Raw genomic sequence first — 22,220 nt, 5'->3', positions numbered from 1 at the left:
CCAGGGACTGATCTCGATACTGGACGCGGTAAGATGGCTCAAGCGTTCTTCATGAACCGCCGTGGTACGGAACCGTATGCCCGGTGGTGTGAGAGGACAGGGGAGGCGACTCCCCTTCCTACTCGATCTTTTGCCCCCGGTTAAAAAGGTGTTATTCGACCATAGTGGGAGGCCATTTCCTGTCGTGGTATTTCCCCGGTTTTGCCAGCAAGCGTTTGACGCTTTGGTGTATCCGGCCTATCTTGTTCGTAATGCAAATCAATATTCGCAATGCGAACAAGAAGAGGTTTCCATGTCTCAGCCCTGTATCATCTGTGTCGCTATCACCGGCAGCCTGCCGCGTAAAGAGAACAACCCTGCCGTGCCGATTACGGTTGAGGAGCAGATTGAAAGTACCCAGGCGGCGTTTGAAGCGGGAGCGACTATTGCTCATTGCCATGTTCGCAACGATGACCAAACGGCTTCCTCTGACCCGGAGAAGTTTGGTCGTTTGATGGAAGGGCTCAAGAAGCACTGCCCAGGCATGATCATTCAGCTCTCTACCGGTGGACGCTCGGGCGCGGGAGAGGCACGTGGCGGTATGTTGCCGCTCAAGCCTGATATGGCCAGCCTTTCGGTGGGCTCCAATAACTTCCCTAATCGTGTTTACGAGAATCCACCACAGTTGGTGGAGTGGCTTGCCGATGAGATGCTGAAGTACGGTGTTAAGCCCGAGATCGAGGCGTTTGATCTGTCGCACATCCACCAGGCGGTGAATCTTTCCAAACAGGGTAAGCTTAAAACACCGCTCTATGTACAGTTTGTCATGGGCGTTAAAAACGCCATGCCAGCGGACAAGCCCACCTTTGATTTCTATATTGAGACGCTTAAGCGGCTGGCGCCGGAGGCACAGTGGTGCGGCGCGGGTGTTGGCGCCAATCAATACCTGCTTAACGAGTGGTCGATTGCGGCAGGCGGTCACACCCGTACTGGCCTTGAAGATAACGTGCGTTTGGACAGTAATACGCTGGCGCCTTCTAACGCCGCGCTGGTCGAGCGCACCGTAGCCCTATGCGAAAGGTATGAGCGCCCTGTGGCGACCTGGCAGCAGGCTCGTGAGATGCTTGGGTTGAAAAATGCGTGAAGGTGTTAGCTGCTACTCAACGGTGAGTAAGGGAACATACTCAACCACCATCGGACTGTTGTGCAGTCGCTTTTAAGGTGGCAAAGAGGGCCACTTACTTCGCGATATGTCAGTAGTCGCCGGTAATTTTCCATAAAGCAGCCAGTATTATCCTTTTGTCTTAAATGTATTTTGTAGCGCGATATGATGGAGCACCCTAGCGGCCTGGCAAATGGCTGTCGCTTGGGCCCAAAGGCTGCAGCGCTACAGCGTTTCTCATTTCGTTATTTAAGGCGTTTATGCGTATTTAGTTATTAACGGTGCAGCGTTACGCTGCACCGTTTTTTTAGTTATTTGATTTTTAACGGCTTAATTTAAGCCGCAGCTACAAATGAGTGTTGAACAACGTCGCTAATGCTGAGTTGGCAATACCCTTAAGGTATGGAGAGGCACTTAAACAATATTGGTTTATAAAATCAGCTGCTACCAAACTGCAGCCTAGTTAATGATTGCTAGACGCTGGAGCCTGCATGTCACCCGTCATCCAACATATTGAGACGCTGCTGGTCGATTTGCCGACCATCCGTCCTCACAAACTTTCTATGACCACTATGGCCTGCCAAACCATGGTTATTGTGCGCATGCGCCACTCCGACGGGATCGAAGGGCTGGGTGAGGGCACTACGATTGGTGGCCTCGCCTATGGCCCGGAAAGTCCCGAGAGCATCAAGCGTAATATCGACACCTATCTTGCACCGCTGCTGATTGGTCAGCCTTCACACAATGTTCATCAGTTGCGCGCCCGGCTTAACCGTCATGCTCGCGGCAATATGATTGCCAAGTCAGCGTTAGAAACCGCGTTATTAGATGCCCAGGGAAAGCGCTTGGGCTTGAGTATCGCTGACCTTCTTGGTGGCGCTCATCAACAACACTTACCCGTGCTTTGGACGCTGGCCAGCGGCGATACCGCCAAGGACATTGACGAAGCGTTGCTGCGTTTAGAGCAGCGTCGTCACTGCGACTTCAAACTTAAAATTGGCGCCAATCCCCTCGACCAGGACGTACGTCATGTGGCGGCGATCAAAGAGGCGCTGGGTGCCCGTGCCAGTGTTCGCGTGGATGTTAATCAGGCTTGGGATGAATCCACGGCAGTGCGCGGTATTCAGGCGCTGCAGGATGCCGGTATTGAGTTAATTGAGCAGCCTATTCACGCCCGTGAGCACGCCGGGTTAGTTCGCTTGGCTAACCGCTTCAATGTGCCAATGCTCGCGGATGAAGCCGTACAGGATGCTCGCGATGGACTTGATCTTATCTGCAACGGATTTAGCGGCGCCTTTGCGCTGAAGATTGCCAAATCCGGCGGTATTTACGGGGTACTAGAGCTAGCCCACGTCGCCCAAGCGGCTGGGATTGGCCTATATGGAGGCACACTGCTAGAGGGCACCATTGGCACCGCTGCCTCTCTACACGCCTGGGCGACGCTGCCGGAAATGGCCTGGGGCACGGAAATGTTCGGCCCGCTGCTGCTGAAAGACGACATCGTCGTTGAGCCCCTCAACTACACCGAGTTTGGGGTGGAGTTACCGCAAGGGGCTGGCCTCGGCATCACCTTAGATGAAGATAAGTTGGCGCACTACTCACGTAAGTGAAGCGACGGCAAATAAAGCCATCGTTTGCGTTCGCCCGCGATGAAAAGAGGAGAGCCATATGCTGTTTCAAGTTGAGATGACCGTTAAGTTGCCAACCGATATGCCAGCCGAGCAGGCAGCCAAGATCAAGGCAACGGAAAAGGCCTATTCCCAAGACCTGCAGCGCCAGGGTAAGTGGCGCCATTTGTGGCGGGTAGCGGGTAGCTACTCGAACGTCAGTATTTTTGACGTGGAAGACAACGCTGAGCTGCAAGAGCTGGTCAGCAATCTGCCGCTCTTCCCGTATATGGAGATCAGCGTCAAACCGCTTTGTCGTCACCCCTCTTCGGTACGCGACGACGACAGCTAATTATCTACTTAACATGCCAGTTCATATTGATAAAACAACACCCTATAACAAACAGAGGGTTTCACCATGACCGTAAAAATATTCGACACTCCCGAAGTCCAAGACTTCATTAACACCGTTGCTGGCTTTGACCAAGCTGGCGGTAATGACCGCGCCAAGCAGATCGTGCACCGTCTGGTCGGCGACCTGTTCAAGCTGATTGATGACTTTAACGTTACAGAGGAAGAGTACTGGGCGGCGGTTAACCTGCTCAACGCCCTGGGCGGCCAGACCCAGTTCGGCCTATTGTCTCCTGGGCTTGGTTTTGACCACTTCCTCGATATGCGCCAAGACGCTATCGATGCCGAAGCCAAGCGCACCGGCGGCACCCCGCGCACCATCGAAGGCCCGCTCTACGTGGCAGGTGCCCCGGAGGCGGAAGGCTTTGCCCGTCTGGACGATGGCCAGGACAATGACGGCGAGACCATGTGGCTGACCGGGCAGGTGCGCGACGTGAACGGCACGCCGATTGCCGGTGCCAAGGTCGAGATCTGGCATGCCAACTCTAAAGGCGGCTACTCCTTCTTTGACCCCTCTCAATCCGAGTACAACCTGCGCCGCACGATCTATGCGGACAGCGATGGCCGCTACACCGCGCGCAGCATTATCCCCTCAGGCTACGGCGTGCCCGAAGGCGCCCCGACCGATGTAGTGCTCAAGTCGCTGGGCCGTCACGGCCAGCGTCCGGCGCATATCCACTATTTCGTCTCCGCCCCCGGCCACCAGCACCTGACTACCCAGATCAACTTGGCGGGCGACCCCTACACCTTTGATGATTTCGCCTTTGCCACCCGCGAAGAGCTGGTTGTGCCCGCCGAGCGGATCGAAGATTCGGCCGAGATCGCCAAGCGTGACTTGGATGGCCCGTTCTCCCACGTGGTGTTCGATGTGGAGCTGGCCCAAACCGAAGCTCCCGAGCTGCAGGTACGCCACGCCCGCCCGCGGGCCAAAGAGGACGAACAGGATCTCGCTAGCCAGTTGGCGGGTACCGCGAAGGTTTAATGGTCTCGTTAAGTTCCTTTAAATTCCTGAAGGACTTTAAAGAAGGGCTGCGTTCGGAAGAAACAATGACAAACGCCAAAGGATCCATACTCCTCTGAATGTCATAGGTTATGGGTAGCGACCCATGAAGCGATCATCAACAAGCTTGTGTAAAATGGTGGTCGCTTCATTCATGAGAGGTGACGGTTTTTCACCTCGGCGACGGCTGCAGACAACAGGTGAGGTAATTGTCTTGTCCGCCAACGCTACATAAGAAATACCATCTCGCTGTACGCGCTTTACCTCCTCAGGTACCAGCGTAATACCGATGCCAGAGGCGACGAGGCTAAGCGCTGTCTGAACTTCGTTTGCTTCCTGTATAATCTCAACCTTTAAGCCTTGCCGGCGGAAGATACCCAGTACCATATCTGCCAAGCTAGGACGTGGTTTGGCAGGGAAAAGAATAAGTGGATAGCGTGCCAATTCCTCACATGTAGGCGTAGTGCCCTCTAGAGGGTGCCCGCTAGGAAGGGCTGCAATAAATGGCTCATTGAAGAGTATCTCTTGCTCTACGTCCGGATCATCAATGCGAAGACGTCCAAATCCCATGTCAATACGGCCTGCTTTAAGCGCCTGCACTTGCTGTATGGTCGTAAGCTCTGTCAATGATATTTCTACATTCTCAATTTGACGCAAATCGCGCACCAGCATTGGAATCTGCCCATAAAAGATAGAGGGAACAAAGCCAATTCCAAATAGCGTTCGCTTGCTACGTGCCATGTGGCGTGTTGTATCAATGGTGACGTCGACTTTCTCTAAAATTTCTAAAGCACGCTGCTGAAAAAATATACCCGATGGTGTTAAGCGAAGGCCTCGCGAGCTTCTCTCAAACAGTTCGACCCCAACTTCCTGCTCAAGCTGTTTAATTTGGCGCGAAAGTGGCGGCTGTGACATATGCAAGCGTTTAGCGGCACAGGTGAGATTAAGCTCTTCAGCGACAACGCAGAAGTACCTCAGGTGGCGTAGTTCCATGAGTTCTCCAAGGTATGAGCTACTTCTTAACTAATGGCGGAGTTTACCTTTGGTAGCTCCCAGGCAGGCTGAATTGCTCAAGCAACAGGGCAACCTGCTAAGCCAGCTAGGTGAAGCGCTATAACGCTACCAGCATTTACGCGCTTGAAAGCTAAATAATGTCTAAGACTTTAGTAATGCAAGGTAGCAACAAGAGGGGTAGAGCCGCCGTTTACGCCTATTCGCTGAGCTTTCAGCAGTGGCTTGTATAGCCTGATCAGTCGCTGACACATAGTTGCACGAGGAAGAAACTTCAACGCTTTTTAATGTCTAGCATCCAACCGACAGGAAATCACTTGCCGCCTAACACACCCTAGCCCATGCTTTTGCCAGGACGCTATAACTTAGGGTATTGGCTAAAACACAACGTTGGGACGTTTGATAATGGCAAAATTCTTTCAGGAATTCAGAGAGTTTGCGGTAAAAGGTAACGTCGTCGATATGGCGGTGGGGATCATTATCGGCGGGGCGTTTACGCTGATTGTAAAGAGCCTGGTGGCGGACGTGATGAACCCGCTGATTGGCCTGCTGGTGGGCGGTGTCGATTTTTCAAATCTATTTGTGGTGTTGCGGCCAGGGGGTGCGGCTGGCCCTTATGCGACGCTGGCGGATGCCCAGGCAGCGGGGGCGGTAACGCTAAATGTGGGGCTATTTATCAATGCAGTGGTGAGCTTTACGATCGTTGCGTTTGTGGTCTTCTTATTGGTACGCACCATTAACCGATTAAAGCGTGAAGAGGCAGTGGCGCCCGCGAGCCCTACGGAGCAGCCGTGTCCGTACTGCTTGATGGTGGTGCCCATCAAAGCCACCCGCTGTGGCCACTGCACGGCGGAGTTACCCACATCGGCGACCGCCGAAACGTTGTCTTAAACGGCTTCTTCTCCCCATTCTGCAGCGTCGTAACGCTAACCTGGGGTTCCCGCGGTAAGCCACGTGCCCAACGTAAAAGGGTGCCTATTCAGGCACCCTTTTACGTAGTTCCCACCAGCTTGGTAGGTTTACGCTGCGCGCTTTGCAACAGCGTCTTTACGCGCTTTTCTTAATGGTTTTGCTATCTTTTTTCTTACTGTCAGGCTTTTTGCTGTCGTTAGCATCGCTGGGTTGCGGTAGCGACGGCAGTGACTTAGCCAGCATTTCGACACTGTGACGGTAGTAGAGCTGACTCTTATTATGCTCGCCCAGGCTTGCATACAGGCGAGCAAGCTCCGCGCACACTTCGCCATTGGGGCGCTGACGCTGGCTGGCCTCAAAGTACTCTAGTGCCTTTTGCCACTGGCCGATGCGCAGCGAGAGGCGGCCGCAAGCGAGGAGCAGCTCTGGGTCGTTGGGGCGCTCCTGCAGCCATTTTTCGGCTTTTACAAGTTGGCGAGCGGCGTCCACATTCAGCAGGCCGTAGCGTTTTACTAAACGTGCGTCCCAGTGGTTATCCAGCGAGTGGTTGAGCAGACGTTCGGCGATCGGCTCTTCGTTGGCCTGAATCAGCGCCTCGGTATAGAGTACGATCAGCTCGGTATTGCCGCGCAGGTAGTCGGGCATATCGGCCCAAAGGCCACGCACCCGCTCAATATTGGTGGGGTTTTGCGCCTCAAATATGATGAGCTCGCGGTAGGCCTTAAACTCCAGCTGCTCACGCTCTTGCTGAGTAATCAGCTTCTGCGCGGCCAGACGTGGAATCAAACGCCGTAAACCTTCCCAATCGTTGACGCTTAAATGCACCTGTTTGAGTAGCTTGAGCACCTGCGGGTGGTTGGAAAGCTTCTTATCCAGGCGATTAAGTATTGCCAGCGCATCTTCAGGCTGTTGGCGCTCAATCATCATCTGCGCCTGCATCAAGCCAACGGCGGTATCCGCGCCGTCGGTGGTGAGCTGTGCCTGATTCAGGTGCTCCTGGGATTTGGCGTGGTGGCCCTGGTAATGGGCCGCCAGCGCGGCGGATAGATAGTTCACCAGCGGAGTGCTGGAGTCATCGGCGGCATTAACCAGGGTTTTTTCGGCTTTTTTCCAGCGCCCTTCGGTCAGCGCTACCAGGCCACGCACGGTGCGCTGCATGGCGCGACGGTTACGGGCGCGGCTGTTCCAGCTGCGAAAACGCCCCATCGGGCGAATAATGCCGCTGAGCAGGCGCAGTACAAAGTGTAGGACGATAAAGGCGGCAAACAGCAGCACTAGTCCAAACCAAAACGAGGTTTGGATGGAGGAGTCGCCCACGCGGATCAGCCAATAGCCGGGCACCGACATCATCAGGTGCCCAAACAGAGCCCCGACGGCGAGGCCTGCGACAATGAGGAGAACAAGCTTTCTCATGAATCACCTCCGCTTTGGCCACGCGTCTCATAGCGGTTCTCGATAAAGCGTGCGAGTGCCTGCTGTGAGCCGCTGATATCGGGCAGCTCGGGTTTTACCTCGGCTTGCTTAAGTTCTTCAAGGCGCGTAATAACGCTTTGTGTCTCTTCGCGAGTGGTGTCGTAGTAGTCGTTCAAAAGCTGTAGCGCTTTGTCGATGCTTGCGTCGTAAAGCTCTTTCTCTTCGTTGAGCAGGGCCAGTTGGGTCTGCTCAAGCACTAAGCGCAGGCTTTGACGCAGGTAAGACTCTTGCTCTGGCGTAATCAGCGCTTCCAGGGCTTCATCGTGATGGCGAACCACCACCAGGTCTTTAAGCTCTTCACCAAAGCGTGCCAGCTGGCGCTGGAAAGCGCCGGTCGGCGGTTCTTCGATGCTGGAGGTGACTGCCTGCTCTTCGATCTCCTGGGAGAGACGCAGGCTGGAGATACGCTCCTGCTGGGCATTGAGCGCTAAATAGAGACCGGTGCGGTCAACCTGGGGCACGGCATCCAGGGCGGCTAGCTCATTGGCAATTGCTTCGCGAACGGGTGTCAGCGCCGGGTTATCGGCATCAACCAGGCGTGCATCGGCAGTACGCAGCAGGGCGGCCGCGCCATCTACGTCGCCTTCAAGCTGTAAGCGCTGATTGGCCAAACGCAGCAGGTAAGCCGCTTCGGCATGCAGCCACTCACGCTCGTCGGTGTCCTGCTCTTGAGAGAGCTGATCCAGCACTTGGCCCAAGGTCTCATCGACATCGCTGCGGTAGCTGTCAAACTCGCTACGTAGATCGCTTAACGCGCTCTGCAGCGCTTCATCGCGCTCGGCTTCGCCGCTGTCCAGGCGTGATTCCAAATCGCTAACCGCTTGTTGTGAGGCGCTACCTTCAGCCTGCTGCGCTACTTCGTCAAGGCGCTGCTGCTGGCTCTCAAGGCGTTGCCAGCCTTGCCAGGCGATGAACGCCAAGGCAATCGCCAGAATAATCACCAGGGCAATCGCGAGGCCGCCACTTTTACCGCCACCACTCTTGCTTCCACCGTTCTGGACACTGCCACTGCCTTTGGGGCCGGTGGGCGGCGTGGTACCCGTCGACGATTTGTCACTGGTCGGCTTGGACGAGGTGGCACTTGAAGATGAAGAAGGGCTTTGTTGCGCTGCACTCGGTGACGGTGAGGTCGCGCTGCTGGACGTCGTGGTATCTGTCGGTTTAGCCGTGGTGCTGGAAGTGCTGCTAGCAGCGGTTGAGCTCGCAGAGCCCTTTCCACGCCGCCGCGACCGACTGTTTTTAGCACCACTCTGAGCAGGTGTTGTTGAGCTCGGCGGTGTGGTCGGCGTGCTGGGCTCAGTCGCGTCGGTCGTGGAAGCTGCTTTGTCGGTCGTTTTAGGGACGCCTTGTGAGGCATCGGCGGACGTCGGTTGTACGTCATCCTGATCGTTTACTTGTTTGCTCATGTGTCGCTAGCCCTTAGTAAGTTCCTTGATCGACATCGGCACCCTGTGGGTCGCAGGTCTCCAACGCCGCTATCAATGCAGCTGGCGTAGCTCCGGACGCCACCTTGAGGTCACGAAAACCCAGTATGCCAGCCAGTGTAGCCAAACGGCGACTGGAAACGATTAGCGGTTGGTTCAAGGCCGCCTGATTACACCATTTTGCCAGATGTTCCAGCAGTTCGCTGCTGGTGACGATCAACGCCCGATAATTACCTGAAAAAAGGCGCGCTTGCAGGGCGGGTGCAAGAGGGTGATACGTGCGTCGATAGACCGCCGCGCGAGTCACCTTCGCCCCCCGCTCGGCAAGCGTTTCAGCGAGCAGTGGGCGGCCACCTTCTCCTGCCACAAGCAGAATACGCTGGTGCGCTAACTGCTGCAGTGAGGCAAGCGTAAGCAGAGCTTCGCTGGTATCTTCACCAGCACTGGGCGAAGGCACATGCACGCGTACACCCAACTGATCATAGAGCGTCGCTGCGGTGGCGCTGCCAACGCTGTAGTAGTCGATACCGACTGGCAACTGCGGCCAGAAGCGATCCAACGCTTCGCTTAAACACGTCGCCGCAAAGGGGCTGATGACGATTATCTTATGGTACTGATCTATATCCATCCAGATTTGCCGCATCGCGGGGTCGTCTGGCAAGGCTTCAAGTTGCATTACATTGAGTGATTCAACGCTCTCACCTCGTTCGCGAAGCGCTGCGGAGAGCGCTTCACCACGCTCGCCGGGGCGGCAGATCAGTACCGGTTGGCTCATATTGTACGGCCGTAAACCTCAGCCAGAATATCGCCAGCGCCCTGGTCGAGCAGCTCTTCGGCAATCCGAATGCCTAGCGCTTCCGGCTCATGCATCGAACCGCGGCCTTCGGCGCGCAATACTTCAGTACCTTCAGGATTGCCGACCAAACCGCGTAGCCACAGTGTTTCATTGGCGGTATCCAGCACCGCGTGGCCTGCAATGGGAACTTGGCAGCCGCCCTCTAGGCGCGTGTTCATGGCCCTTTCGGCGCGCACCCGCGTTGCGGTGTCGGCGTCATCCAGCGGGGCCAGCAAGGCAATCAGTTCAGGGTCGTGCAGGCGGCACTCAATGCCTAGCGCACCTTGGCCGCAGGCGGGCAAACACACTTCCGGCGGCAGTGCCTGGGCAATCCGCTCATCCAGGCCCAAACGTTTGAGGCCTGAGGTTGCCAGAATGATGGCATCGAACTCACCCGCGTCTAATTTGCCTAGCCGCGTTTGCACGTTGCCACGCAGATTAAGAATTTGCAGGTCGGGGCGGGCTTCACGCATCTGCAGCCCACGGCGCAGACTGGCAGTGCCAATCCGTGCCCCTTCGGGAAGCTCATCAATGCTAGAGTAGTGGTTAGACACAAAAGCATCGGTAGGGTCGGCGCCTTCGAGAATGACAGACAGGCCCAACCCCTCGGGGAAATGCATGGGTACATCTTTCATCGAGTGGACGGCGATATCGGCACGGCCATCCAGCATGGCGTCTTCCAACTCTTTAACGAATAGCCCTTTGCCGCCAATTTTTGAAAGCGGCGTATCGAGAATTTTGTCACCCTTGGTAGACAGTGCCACGAGCTCGACCTCTAGTCCGTCGTGGGCCGACATTAAGCGGTCGCGAACGTACTCAGCCTGCCACATGGCCAGTTGGCTTTTACGTGTGGCAATGCGCAGTTTGGTGATTGATAGCACGTTATTCTCCTTTTACCGCAGACACGGCGAGTCAAGCTATGATAAGTGTCATCATAAAGCACCGAACGCCACAGTAAAAATAACGCAACTAATTATGCACCCGTAACGTGTTTTACCTCTTTCCCAGGAAATCCTATGTCCTTAGTGTTACCCCACGGCCAGCTTGATCAGTTTTTCCTGCTCTCAAGGGATCTGTTCTGCTGTATCGACTTCGAAGGCACGTTGCTGCAAGTCAACCCTGCCTTCGAGGCGTTGTTGGGGTATTCGTCTGAAAAATTGCTCGGTCGTGCCTGTGGCGTCGTTATAGATCCCCTTGATCATCCCGTGATTGAGCGGGCGTTAAAGCGACTGCATCAAGGCGAAAAGGTCACTCCCTTCGAGGTGCGCGCTGTTTCCGCAACCGGCAAGCAGCACTGGCTGGAAGTCACAGCTTCATTTGGAGAGGGCGTAATTTACGTTATCGCCCGAGTAATTACGCGCCGTAAGGCAGCCGATGAGCAACTGCTGCGCAACCAACGGCTGTTCAAAATTGCCGGTGAAACCGCGCTGATTGGTGGTTGGTTTGTCGATATGGCGGATGGCAAGCCTATTTGGTCGGATGAGCTTAGCCATATCCACGGCATGCCTGCTGGGTTTCAGCCCAGCGTTGAAGAGGCGTTCGCCTTCTATGCACCAGAGTCACGGGAACGCCTGAGGGCGGCATTCAATGCTTGTTGTGAGTACGGCGTTAGTTTTGATGACGAGTATGAGGTGATTACCCGCCAAGGCGAGCATCTTTGGGTGCGGGCAATTGGTAAAGCGGTGCGTGATGACGAGGGCCGCATTATTCAGGTGCAGGGAGCGTCCCAGGATATTACTGAGCAGAAGCAACTGCGCGAAAACCTCACCCAGCTCGCGCACCGGCTTACCATGACGCTGGATAGCATTACCGACAGTTTTTTTACCCTCGATACAGAGTGGCGTTTTACGTACGTGAACCGAGAAGCGGAGCGTATTTTGAAGCGCCCCGGAGGCGAGCTGCTAGGCCAGCCTATTTGGCAAAGTTTTCCTGACGCCGTGGGCAGCCGCTTTGAAGAAGAGTATCGGCGCGCCGCGAGCCAAAACGTAGCAGTACATTTTGAAGCGTTCAATCCCCGGCTCAATAGTTGGCTTGAGGTGCATGTATACCCGTCACCCGAAGGGCTTGCAGTCTATTTACGCGATATCAACGAGCGTAAAGCGACCGAGCACCAGCTAAAGCTGCTGGAGCGTAGCGTTGAGTCGAGCACCAATGGTGTCATCATTGTCGATGCGCAACGCGCTGATTGGCCAATTGTGTATGTCAATGCCGCCTTTGAGCGCATCACTGGCTATTCGCGTAGCCAGGCAGTCGGGCGCAACTGCCGTTTTCTGCAGGGTGAAGAGACCGACGCCGCCACCATCAAGCAGCTACGGAGTGGGATTGCCGAACAGTGTGAAGTACACGTGGTCATCCGCAACTATCGGCGGGATGGCACGGTTTTTTGGAACGATCTGTATATTTCACCCGTTCTCGATGAAAACGGCCAAGTAACCCACTTTATTGGCGTTCAGAACGATATTTCGGAACAGCGCGAGTATCAGGCCCAGCTTACCCATAACGCCCATCATGACACCCTGACGGGATTGCCCAATCGACAGCTGCTTAATCAGCGATTAGAGCAAGCATGCGTATTGGCGCGACGCTACCAGCGCTATTTGGCAGTGCTGTTTATTGATTTGGACGATTTTAAACCGATTAACGACACGCTTGGCCACGATGTGGGCGACTTTATTTTAGTCGAGGTTGCCAAGCGGCTGGAAAATGAGCTGCGCCCCTGGGACACCGTGGCGCGTTTCGGCAGCGACGAATTCGTTGTACTGCTGCCAGATCTAGCCCATCAAGATGATGTGATACAAGTGGTAGAGCGGGTTCTCCAGAGGCTTTCGCCACCTTACTGGTATCGTGGCAGCGAGCTGCGCATTACTGCCAGTATCGGCATTGCCATTAACGATGGCAGCATGAAAAATCCTCGCCAGCTTATCCAGCAAGCGGATTTGGCAATGTATAAAGCCAAACGACGTGGGCGCAATACCTACCACTGGTATACCGAAGACTTGAATCGCAAGGTGAGCGAGCGGGTCAGCTTGCGCAGCGCGCTACAGCAAGCCATTGAGCAGCAGCAGTTCGAACTTCATTACCAGCCGCAAATCCATGCCCCGAGTGGTCGCGTGGTGGGGGTTGAAGCGCTGATCCGCTGGCAGCATCCTGAGCGCGGCAATATTCCGCCGTCTGATTTTATTAGCCTTGCCGAGGATACCGGCCAGATCATTCCTATTAGCGAGTGGGTATTGGCCACCGCCTGCCGCGATGCCCGGCGCCTTAACGGCCTGGGGCTGGGTAGAATCACCATGGCGGTCAATATTTCGCCTATGCAGTTTCAACGCCCTGGGTTCCTCGCTTCTATTGAGCAGGTACTGATGAACAGCGGCCTCACGTCATCGCTGTTAGAGCTGGAACTGACCGAGAACGTTCTGATGGACAGCGCCGAGCAGGCGATTCAAGCGTTAAAGAGCTTGCGTGCGCTGGGGGTTCAGATCGCGCTGGATGACTTTGGCACCGGCTTTTCTAGCCTAAGCTACTTAAAACGCCTGCCGATTAACCGCATCAAGATTGACCGCTCCTTTGTGCGCGATGTGATCTCCGACCGCCGCGACGCTGCCATTATCGACGGCGTGGTCGCCATGGCAGGCAAAATGAGGCTGGAGGTGCTGGTCGAGGGCGTAGAAGAAACCGAGCAGTTTAACTATCTTCAACAGCGCGGTTGTGACTATTTCCAGGGCTACTACTTTGCCCGCCCCATGCCCCTCGACGCCCTGCGCGAATTTTTGCACAAACCCCCGCCGGTCATAACGGCACACACGCTGCCAGCGCAGAAATAAAAACGGCGTGCCGCTGACCGGGGCGACTCTGGTACACTTTCTGCTAACGACTCCTTTGTTTTGTCAGCAGGATATATCTCCGATGAGCCAAGCCACGAATCAGTCTTGGGGCGGTCGCTTTAGCGAGCCCACCGATGCCTTTGTTGCACGCTTCACCGCGTCTGTTAATTTCGACCAGCGCCTGGCCCCCCAGGACATCCAGGGCTCCATCGCCCACGCCACCATGCTTGCTCGGGTAGGCGTGCTTACCGATGATGAGCGCGATGCCATCATTAACGGCCTGAACGAAATTCAGGGCGAAATCGAGCGCGGCGAATTTAACTGGTCGGTGCCGCTTGAAGATGTGCACATGAACATTGAAGCGCGGCTGACCGAAAAGATCGGTATTACCGGGAAAAAACTCCACACCGGGCGCTCGCGCAACGACCAGGTCGCTACCGATATTCGCCTGTTTATGCGCGATGAGATCGATGTTATCGAAGTCGAGCTGAAACGCCTGCGTGAAGGTATGATCGAGCTGGCTGACCGTGAAGCCGAGACCATTATGCCCGGCTTTACCCACCTGCAAACCGCCCAGCCGGTCACCTTTGGCCACCATATTCTGGCTTGGCAGGAAATGCTGGCCCGGGATCACGAGCGCCTGTTGGACTGCCGCAAGCGCGTCAACGTAATGCCGCTGGGCGCCGCTGCACTGGCGGGCACTACCTATCCCATCGACCGCCATGTGACCGCAGAGCTGTTGGGCTTTGATCGCCCCACTGAGAACTCTCTGGACGCGGTTTCGGATCGTGACTTCGCCATTGAATTCACCAGCTTTGCCAGCATCCTACTAATGCACCTGTCGCGCATGAGCGAAGAGCTGGTGCTGTGGACCAGCGCCCAGTTCAACTTTATCGACCTGCCCGACCGCTTCTGCACCGGCTCATCCATCATGCCGCAGAAGAAAAATCCGGATGTGCCCGAGCTGGTGCGCGGCAAAACCGGTCGCGTTTATGGCCATCTTATGTCGTTGCTAACGCTGATGAAGTCGCAGCCGCTGGCCTACAACAAGGACAACCAGGAAGATAAAGAGCCGCTGTTCGATGCCGTGGATACCGTACGCGACTGCCTAAAAGCCTTCGCCGATATGGTGCCCGCCATTGAGCCTAAAAAAGCCAGCATGTATGAAGCGGCGCGGCGTGGTTTCTCTACCGCAACCGACTTGGCCGACTATCTGGTGCGCAAAGGCGTGGCCTTCCGCGATGCCCATGAAATTGTCGGCCAGTCAGTAGCCTACGGCCTAAAAAGTGAAAAAGACCTGTCTGAAATGAGCCTGGAAGAGCTCCAGCAGTTCTCCGCTACCATTGAGCAGGATGTGTTCGAGGTATTGACTCTGGAGGGCTCGGTAGCCGCCCGTAACCATATTGGTGGCACTGCACCCAACCAGGTGCGGGCTGCCGCCCAGCGAGCGCGTGAGGCGTTGGCCGCGCTCAAGGCGGGCGCATGAAATCACTGGCTATCATCGCATTCGCTGCGCTGTTGTTAACTACTATCGCTGGCTGTGGGCAAAAAGGGCCGTTATATCTACCGGACGATGCGCCTGCTAGCGAGCAGTCTGGCCAGCCATCTGACCAGCCCTCTGAATAAAGAGTCGCAGGAGAAGGGGAGAGTCATATGGATTATTTTAATTACCGTGATGGCGTGCTGTACGCCGAAGACGTGCCGCTGTCACGGATTGCCGACGAGCACGGCACGCCCTGCTACGTCTACTCAAAAGCGACTTTTGAACGTCACTTTCGCGCCTATACCGAAGCGTTGGGTGGCCATCCGCACCTGATTTGTTACGCGGTGAAGGCCAACTCTAATCTGGCCGTGCTGGGCCTGTTGGCCAAGCTGGGAGCGGGGTTCGATATTGTTTCCATCGGCGAGCTTGAACGGGTGCTCAAGGCGGGTGGCGACCCGGCGAAAGTGGTATTTTCCGGGGTTGCCAAGCAGCCCCACGAAATGGCCCGAGCGCTGGAAGTAGGCATTAAGTGCTTTAACGTTGAGTCGCGCCCCGAGCTTGAGCGCTTGAATCGCGTTGCCGGTGAGTTGGGTAAAACGGCTCCGGTCTCGTTGCGGGTAAATCCGGATGTTGACGCGGGTACCCATCCGTATATCTCCACCGGTTTGAAGGACAACAAGTTCGGTATCCCTGTGGATGAAGCACTGGCGGTTTACGAACTGGCCGCGAGCCTGCCCAATGTGCAGGTGAAAGGGCTCGACTGTCACATCGGTTCGCAGCTTACTGAGACGGCGCCGTTTTTGGATGCCCTTGAACGCTTGTTGGTGCTCATGGAGCGCCTGCGTGAGCGGGGCATCGAAATCGAGCACCTCGATTTAGGTGGCGGTTTAGGCGTGCCTTACCGGGATGAAAAGCCGCCCCAGCCGTTCGATTACGCCAGCCAACTGCTGGCGCGGCTTTCGCGCTGGGAGGGCGGCGAGCAGTTGACGCTGCTGTTCGAACCCGGCCGCTCGATTGCCGCTAATGCGGGCGTTATGCTTACTCGGGTGGAGTTCTTAAAGCCCGGAGAGACCAAGAACTTCGCGATTGTCGATGCGGCCATGAACGACCTGATTCGTCCGGCGCTATACCAGGCGTGGCAGGCGATTGTGCCGGTGGATACCCGACAATCCCGGGAGAGTGCCTTCTACGACGTGGTGGGCCCCGTTTGCGAAACCGGTGACTTCCTGGGCAAAGAGCGCGAGCTGGCAATTGCCGAAGGTGATCTGCTCGCGGTGCGCTCGGCGGGGGCCTACGGGTTTGTGATGGCTTCGAACTACAACAGCCGCCCTCGCGCCGCCGAGCTAATGGTCGATGGCGACAGCTGCCACGTGGTACGCGCACGGGAAACCGTTGCCAGCCTGTGGGCGGGCGAAGCGTTGCTGCCCGAAGGGGGGCGCTAATGCTGTTACACTTCACCAAAATGCATGGCCTGGGCAATGATTTTGTCATGGTGGATCTGGTCACTCAGCGCGCGCGGCTGGAAGAAGCTCAGATCCGCGCACTGGCAGACCGGCGTTTCGGCATTGGCTTTGACCAGCTGTTAGTGGTCGAACCGCCCCGGGATCCGGAGATGGATTTTCGCTACCGCATTTACAATGCCGACGGCAGTGAAGTGGAAAACTGCGGCAACGGCGCGCGCTGTTTTGCCCGCTTCGTGCGCGATCAGCGGCTAACCCATAAGCATGAAATTCATGTGGAAACTGCCGGTGGGCCCTTGGTACTCACCGTTCAGCACGACGGCATGGTGCGGGTGGATATGGGCCGGCCACGATTTAGTCCTCTGGCGCTGCCGTTCGATGCGCCTGGTGATCAACCTCTTCACCAACTTGAGGTGGGCGATGAAACGCTGCAGATCGGCGTGGTCTCCATGGGCAACCCCCATGCGGTGTTGCAGGTCGACAGTGTCGATACTGCTCCGGTGGAGCGGCTGGGGCCATTGGTCGAGGCCCACCCACGTTTTCCCAAGCGTGTTAACGTGGGCTTTATGCAGGTACTCTCGCCCAGTGAAATACGCTTACGCGTTTACGAGCGCGGCAGTGGCGAAACCTTGGCCTGCGGTACCGGCGCTTGCGCCGCGGTGGCCAGCGGTATTCGACAGGGGCTGCTGAAAAGTCCCGTAAAAGTCCATTTACCCGGTGGAGAGCTCAGCATTGAGTGGCCTGACCCTGAAGGGGCGCTAACGATGGTGGGGCCAGCTACACGCGTCTTCGATGGCCGCGTAGCACTTAATTAATTCGAGGAGAACGGCGATGTCACAAGCCCCCGAACCCCGCAAAACGCTCGAGCCTGATCAAGTGGCGTTCTGGTTGGCGCGCCATCCCGATTTTTTTGTCGGCCGTGAAGGGCTGCTTCAGCAGTTGCAGGTGCCCCATCCGCATATCGACGGGGCGGTGTCACTGCTAGAGCGCCTGGTGCTGGATCTGCGTAAACGTGCAGAAACTGCCGAGGGTCGCCTGGAGCACCTGCTGGAGACTGCTCGCCATAACGAGTCCCAGTACCGTCGGCTGCGGGAAACGTTGATAGCGTTGGTGGAAGCGCCGGATCGCGATGCGCTGGCGCAAGCGCTGGCCACCCAACTGAGCGAGCGCTTTGAGACCCCGGCCATGGCGCTGTGGTGCCCGTCCACCTTGAGCGATAGTGAACCGACGCCGCCCCAGCCGCCCCGGCACGTACTGGATCAGCACGCCAGCGCTCGCCTGTCGGCGCTGCTGGATGGCCGCACCAGCCGCTGCGTAAAGCTTAGCGTCAGCGACTGGAAGTGCCTGCTACCCCATGTCAAAGCGCCGCGCAAAGCGGGCTCCTGCGCTATTTCGCGCCTCTCCGCGGGCGACCCTTTAGGTTATTTGCTGCTCGCCAGCCCCAGCCCCGACGCTTACCGGGCCAGCATGGACACGCTGTTTACCGAGTACTTGGGCGATATCGTTGCGCGCTTGCTGGTGCGCCTGGGCGATCATGACTGACCCCTTATTGGCGGAATCAGCCTTAGCCCGGCGTGTTGAGGCATTTTTGAACGCCCTGGCGAACCACGCAAGCCCGGCCACCGTTGAGGCGTACCGGCACGATCTGGCGGCGCTGTGTACCTTTACCGAGCGTCGCGAGGTGACCGACCCTGCGGCGTTAGATACCGCACTATTACGGGCGTTTTTGGGCTCAGAGCGCAGCCGGGGCCTGGCGCCCAGGAGCCTGGCCCGGCGGCGGGCGGCGCTTTCCCAGTTCGCCGACTATCTGGTCAAACAGGGCGTACTGGTGGATAACCCGGTGGGGTTACTACGTACGCCAAAGCAGCCCAGTCACCTGCCGCGCCCGGTGGATGTAGACGCCCTGGCGCGCTTTCTCGATACCCCCCATGATGGCTCACCACTGGGCGTGCGTGATCAGGCCATTCTGGAGCTGTTTTACTCCAGCGGCCTGCGCTTAGCGGAGTTGGCGGCGCTTGATTTGGGCGATTTGCAAAACAGCCGGGTCAGGGTGATCGGTAAAGGCGGCAAACCACGCCAGGTGCCGGTAGGGCGCCGCGCTCAGCAGGCGCTGGCCGAGTGGCTAGGGTGTCGCTCTGTGCTAGCACCTATTAACGAGCAGGCGCTGTTTGTGGGTCAGCGCGGGCAACGGTTAGGCCATCGCGCCATTCAAAAGCGCTTGGCGCAGCTGTCGATTGCGCGGGGCTTGCCCGAACACCTTCACCCCCACCGTTTGCGCCACTCCTTCGCCAGCCACCTGTTGGAATCAAGCCAGGATCTGCGCGCCGTGCAAGAGCTGCTGGGGCACGCCAATCTGTCGACCACGCAAATCTACACCCGGCTTGATTGGCAGCATTTGGCGACCAGCTACGATGCTGCACACCCTCGGGCCAAGCGAGGCCCCAACGACCCCATGAATAGCCCCAGGAGCAAGCCATGACGATGCTGCAGGCGATTACCTTCGATCTTGACGATACGCTCTGGGATAACCATGGCGTGATGGCGCGCACCGAAGAGGGGCACTACCGCTGGCTGTTGGAGGCGTTGGATACATGGCGTGCAGCGCGCCAGGAAACCGCGCTGGGGTTATCCCACGAAGATGGCGGGCTGGATTATCTACAGCGTCGGCAACAGTTGGCTAAGCAGGTGCCCGAACGGCGTGGCGACTTCACCTGGCTACGGCTGCGCGCTTTGGAAGCCCAGTTAGAAGCCGCAGGTCTGCCCCGCAGTGCTGCGTTGATGTGGGCGGCAGCGGCGATGAATGAGTTTCACCGCCTGCGCGTGCAGGTCACGCCCCACCCGGAAGCGGCCGGTTTGCTGGCCGCCTTGGCGGAGCGCTACCAGTTGGCGGCTATCACCAACGGCAATATTCATCTTCAACGTCAGCCGCTGGCAAGCTACTTTCCAGTTGCCATTGCGGCGGGCGAGTTACTGGCGCCCAAGCCAGACCCCACGCCGTTTCTCACCGCGCTTGCGCGACTCAACGTGGCCCCCGAGTGCGCCATGCATGTGGGTGACTCCTGGTTGGAGGACGTACTGCCCGCCCAGCAGCTGGGTATGCACGCGGTATGGATTTCTCAAACAGAGGATCAACCACTTCCGCCGCGGGTGCATCGCATCGCCCATATTAAAGAACTGCCCAGCGTGCTTGAGAAGTTATAAATCAGCGGAGCAAGAGCGATATTATTCAGGTGGCGTATACAGCCACTGATTGAGCTTCTGGGACAGCGTGTCGACGCCGTCGCGCTTAAGCGAAGAGAATAGCTGAACGGAGACGAGGTCTTCCCACTCCTTCAATCGCGAGCGTACTTTCTGCAAGGCAGCACTGGCCGGGCCTCGTTTCAGTTTGTCGGCTTTGGTGAGCAAAATATGCACCGGCATACCGCGCTGGTCGGCATAATCGAGCATCATTTGGTCGAACTCGGTGAGCGGGTGGCGCACGTCCATTAGCAGTACTAAGCCGCGCAGGCTAAAACGGTTGCGTAAGTACTCGGCTAGGTGCTTCTGCCACTCGAGTTTGACCGCCTCCGGTACCTTGGCGTAGCCGTAGCCGGGCAGGTCGACCAAGCGCCGCGCCTCGTCGTTCATCACGCTGAAAAAGTTGATCAGTTGGGTGCGCCCCGGCGTACGCGAGGTACGCGCTAACGCATTTTGTTGCGTTAATGCGTTGATAGCACTTGATTTGCCCGCGTTTGAACGTCCGGCAAAGGCGACTTCTGCGCCGGTATCATCCGGGCACAGGGCCAAAGTGGGGGCGCTAATAAGAAAACTTGCCGTCGGGTAGTTCAGCCGAGGGACTGGGCTATCATGGGGGGTAGTCATGGGGTTAATCCTGAAAAACGAACATAAAAGCGGCCTACTCTGCGCACGATCAACTCATTATCGCCTCACCATCAGGTAAAGTAGAACGCATAATAGCGACTCATGATAAAGAATTGAGAGCGGTACCGCGACGAATTACCCCTAAAGCAGGTAAGCACTTGCATTCCCGCCGCTGGGGTGATTCGTTATAATGCAAGCGGTTTATATCTGCGACCTGGGGCGCTAGTGTACCATCGCGATACGTTATTGGTATTAGCGGAGGTTGGTATTGGCGGAGCTAACCCTGGTAACTTGTGAAGCCTGGGAAGCGCCCAGGATGCGTACCAGTCAAACATAAAACGGCATAGTGGAATAGCAATGAGAAAGTTACTGGCAAGCCTAGCAATTACCATGGGCGCCGTTGGCATCGCCCACGCTCAAACGGACTACCAAGCCGATGCAGACGCATCTGCTGGCCAGGAAAGGGCCCAAACCTGCGCCGCCTGTCATGGGCAGCAGGGCATTAGCCCATCGGGCGCTTTTCCTAACCTGGCGGGTCAGCAGATGTCCTATCTGGCCAAACAGATTATGGATATCCGCGATGGAAACCGCATAGTTCCGCAAATGGCCGGTCTGGTGGATGACTACTCTGACCAGGACGCCTGGGACGTGGCAGCACACTTCGCGCGCCAGGATGCCAATCTGGGGCAAACCAGCGACGAAGACGCTGAATTACTGGCTCGCGGTGAAGAGCTGTACCGCGCTGGTGATATATCGAAAGGTATCCCCGCCTGTTCAGCCTGCCACACCCCGACTGGTGTCGGTATCGGCAGTGCCGTTTACCCAGGCCTTTCCGGGCAGCACGCTCAGTACACGGTCTCAACGCTGCAGGATTTCGCGGCAGGCGAGCGTAACAACAGCCCCAACAACATCATGGGCGACATCGCTTCAAAAATGAGCGACAACGATATGGAAGCCGTGGCTAACTATGTGTTGGGTTTGAACTAAGGTTGTAAATACACTTCCTTATGCCGTTTGCGGGCCCTCACTTAGCAGCGTTCTTGGCAACGTTCGCTAGCTGGGGGAACCCGCGAGTGTATCCACGGTCTCACTTCTCGCTTACCCCACGGAGAAACGTACACGATGTCTAACATGTTTAAAACGCTAATGGTTGCAGTGGCAGGTTTAGGACTTTCTGCGGCGGTAAGTGCCCAGGAAGTAGTGGAAGGCCAGCACTATGAGCTACTTGAGTCGCCGGTAGAAACCCAGGTTAGCGACGGGCAAATTGAAGTCACCGAAATATTCTGGTTTGGCTGCCCCCACTGCTATCGGCTGCAAACGCCGATTAACGAGTGGTACGAGACGCTGGAAGATGACGTTAGTGTAGTCAAAATGCCTGCCACCATGGGCGGTGATTGGAATACCCACGCTACAGCATTTTACGCGGCTGAGTCGCTGGGCATCGAAGATGAACTCCACGCCGACTTCTTTAACGCCATCCATCAGGAAAATCAGTCGCTTACCGAGACAGATGATATCGCTGCTTTCTTCGCCAACTATGGTGTCAGTGAAGAAGAAGCCAAGAAAGCGCTGACCGACTTTGGTGTGCGCAGTGAAGTGAATGCTGCCAATAATCGTATGCGCAAAATGAAGTTAATGGGCGTGCCGGCCATTGTGATTGATGGTCGTTATCTGGTTACGCCAAGTTCGGCCGGCAGCCTGGACAACATGCCGAAAATCGCCGAGGCGTTGGTCGAACAGGTGCGTGAAGAGCGCGCAGAATAACCGTGTTGCGCGAAACC

At 56.6% G+C, this 22,220-nt stretch carries 21 protein-coding genes; 15 read left to right on the top strand and 6 right to left on the bottom strand.

Translation table 11 applies throughout. The annotated features are described in order from the left end of the window. Positions 1–292: 292 nt before the first annotated feature. From QT231_RS04280 to catA, 4 genes are all read left to right on the top strand, one after another. Entirely contained in the window at positions 293–1,123 is an 831-nt protein-coding gene (locus QT231_RS04280; protein ID WP_308335685.1) for a 3-keto-5-aminohexanoate cleavage protein, read from the top strand. Positions 1,124–1,632: 509 nt separating this feature from the next. Then, positions 1,633–2,751 carry a muconate/chloromuconate family cycloisomerase gene (locus QT231_RS04275; RefSeq protein WP_308335684.1) on the top strand — a complete coding sequence of 373 codons (1,119 nt, stop codon included), beginning with the start codon at positions 1,633–1,635 and terminating at the stop codon, positions 2,749–2,751. Positions 2,752–2,809: 58 nt separating this feature from the next. After that, positions 2,810–3,100: a muconolactone Delta-isomerase gene (catC, locus tag QT231_RS04270; RefSeq protein WP_096651010.1), complete on the top strand. Its 291-nt coding sequence runs from the start codon at positions 2,810–2,812 to the stop codon at positions 3,098–3,100. A 66-nt stretch (positions 3,101–3,166) separates the two neighbouring features. Beyond that, positions 3,167–4,141 (top strand): catechol 1,2-dioxygenase, encoded by a 975-nt coding sequence (gene catA, locus QT231_RS04265; RefSeq protein WP_308335683.1) that lies wholly within the window; start codon positions 3,167–3,169, stop codon positions 4,139–4,141. A gap of 108 nt (positions 4,142–4,249) precedes the next feature. On the opposite strand, the gene QT231_RS04260 is transcribed toward catA, so the two are convergent. Further along, positions 4,250–5,152, bottom strand: coding sequence for a LysR family transcriptional regulator (locus QT231_RS04260; protein WP_308335682.1), 903 nt, complete (start codon positions 5,150–5,152; stop codon positions 4,250–4,252). A 423-nt stretch (positions 5,153–5,575) separates the two neighbouring features. Between QT231_RS04260 and mscL the strand changes: the two genes are divergently transcribed. Then, positions 5,576–6,061 (top strand): large-conductance mechanosensitive channel protein MscL, encoded by a 486-nt coding sequence (mscL, locus tag QT231_RS04255; protein ID WP_308335681.1) that lies wholly within the window; start codon positions 5,576–5,578, stop codon positions 6,059–6,061. Between the two features lie 156 nt (positions 6,062–6,217). Here mscL and QT231_RS04250 read toward each other — a convergent pair whose 3' ends face one another. Genes QT231_RS04250 through hemC form a run of 4 tightly spaced genes read right to left on the bottom strand, consistent with a single transcriptional unit; the run spans position 6,218 to position 10,695 of the window. Continuing rightward, positions 6,218–7,495, bottom strand: coding sequence for a heme biosynthesis HemY N-terminal domain-containing protein (locus QT231_RS04250; RefSeq protein ID WP_308335680.1), 1,278 nt, complete (start codon positions 7,493–7,495; stop codon positions 6,218–6,220). Beyond that, positions 7,492–8,961, bottom strand: a complete 1,470-nt coding sequence (locus QT231_RS04245; protein ID WP_308335679.1) for a uroporphyrinogen-III C-methyltransferase — start codon at positions 8,959–8,961, stop codon at positions 7,492–7,494. Before QT231_RS04245 ends, QT231_RS04250 begins: the two co-directional genes overlap by 4 nt. Positions 8,962–8,974: 13 nt before the next feature. Next, positions 8,975–9,754 carry a uroporphyrinogen-III synthase gene (locus tag QT231_RS04240; protein WP_308335678.1) on the bottom strand — a complete coding sequence of 260 codons (780 nt, stop codon included), beginning with the start codon at positions 9,752–9,754 and terminating at the stop codon, positions 8,975–8,977. Beyond that, positions 9,751–10,695 (bottom strand): hydroxymethylbilane synthase, encoded by a 945-nt coding sequence (gene hemC, locus QT231_RS04235; protein ID WP_308335677.1) that lies wholly within the window; start codon positions 10,693–10,695, stop codon positions 9,751–9,753. Before hemC ends, QT231_RS04240 begins: the two co-directional genes overlap by 4 nt. A gap of 135 nt (positions 10,696–10,830) precedes the next feature. Here hemC and QT231_RS04230 point away from each other — a divergent pair, with 135 nt between their 5' ends. From QT231_RS04230 to QT231_RS04195, 8 genes are all read left to right on the top strand, one after another. Continuing rightward, positions 10,831–13,635 (top strand): EAL domain-containing protein, encoded by a 2,805-nt coding sequence (locus tag QT231_RS04230; protein WP_308335676.1) that lies wholly within the window; start codon positions 10,831–10,833, stop codon positions 13,633–13,635. 82 nt (positions 13,636–13,717) lie between these two features. Continuing rightward, positions 13,718–15,121, top strand: coding sequence for an argininosuccinate lyase (gene argH, locus QT231_RS04225; RefSeq protein WP_211594509.1), 1,404 nt, complete (start codon positions 13,718–13,720; stop codon positions 15,119–15,121). Continuing rightward, on the top strand, positions 15,118–15,261 hold the full coding sequence (locus QT231_RS04220) for a lipoprotein (protein ID WP_308335675.1): 144 nt from the start codon (positions 15,118–15,120) through the stop codon (positions 15,259–15,261). Before argH ends, QT231_RS04220 begins: the two co-directional genes overlap by 4 nt. A 27-nt stretch (positions 15,262–15,288) precedes the next feature. Then, positions 15,289–16,560, top strand: coding sequence for a diaminopimelate decarboxylase (lysA, locus tag QT231_RS04215; protein WP_308335674.1), 1,272 nt, complete (start codon positions 15,289–15,291; stop codon positions 16,558–16,560). Then, on the top strand, positions 16,560–17,393 hold the full coding sequence (dapF, locus tag QT231_RS04210) for a diaminopimelate epimerase (RefSeq protein WP_308335673.1): 834 nt from the start codon (positions 16,560–16,562) through the stop codon (positions 17,391–17,393). Before lysA ends, dapF begins: the two co-directional genes overlap by 1 nt. Positions 17,394–17,409: 16 nt before the next feature. Continuing rightward, positions 17,410–18,120, top strand: coding sequence for a DUF484 family protein (locus tag QT231_RS04205; RefSeq protein WP_308335672.1), 711 nt, complete (start codon positions 17,410–17,412; stop codon positions 18,118–18,120). After that, positions 18,113–19,057, top strand: coding sequence for a tyrosine recombinase XerC (locus QT231_RS04200; RefSeq protein WP_308335671.1), 945 nt, complete (start codon positions 18,113–18,115; stop codon positions 19,055–19,057). Before QT231_RS04205 ends, QT231_RS04200 begins: the two co-directional genes overlap by 8 nt. After that, entirely contained in the window at positions 19,054–19,779 is a 726-nt protein-coding gene (locus QT231_RS04195; protein ID WP_308335670.1) for an HAD family hydrolase, read from the top strand. The genes QT231_RS04200 and QT231_RS04195 overlap by 4 nt, the downstream gene beginning before the upstream one ends. Positions 19,780–19,800: 21 nt before the next feature. Here the strand turns inward: QT231_RS04195 and yihA are convergent, their stop codons facing one another. Beyond that, positions 19,801–20,439, bottom strand: coding sequence for a ribosome biogenesis GTP-binding protein YihA/YsxC (yihA, locus tag QT231_RS04190; RefSeq protein WP_088700129.1), 639 nt, complete (start codon positions 20,437–20,439; stop codon positions 19,801–19,803). Between the two features lie 357 nt (positions 20,440–20,796). On the opposite strand from yihA, the gene QT231_RS04185 reads away from it, so the two are divergent. Then, a complete protein-coding gene (locus QT231_RS04185) occupies positions 20,797–21,426 on the top strand; it encodes a c-type cytochrome (RefSeq protein ID WP_308335669.1) in 630 nt (209 codons plus the stop codon). Positions 21,427–21,570: 144 nt separating this feature from the next. Beyond that, positions 21,571–22,203, top strand: a complete 633-nt coding sequence (locus QT231_RS04180) for a thiol:disulfide interchange protein DsbA/DsbL (RefSeq protein ID WP_308335689.1) — start codon at positions 21,571–21,573, stop codon at positions 22,201–22,203. Positions 22,204–22,220: the final 17 nt, after the last annotated feature.

Source organism: Halomonas sp. SpR1 (assembly GCF_031010175.1).
In the GTDB taxonomy this organism is placed as follows: domain Bacteria; phylum Pseudomonadota; class Gammaproteobacteria; order Pseudomonadales; family Halomonadaceae; genus Vreelandella.
This window is presented reverse-complemented; position numbering and strand designations above follow the sequence as displayed.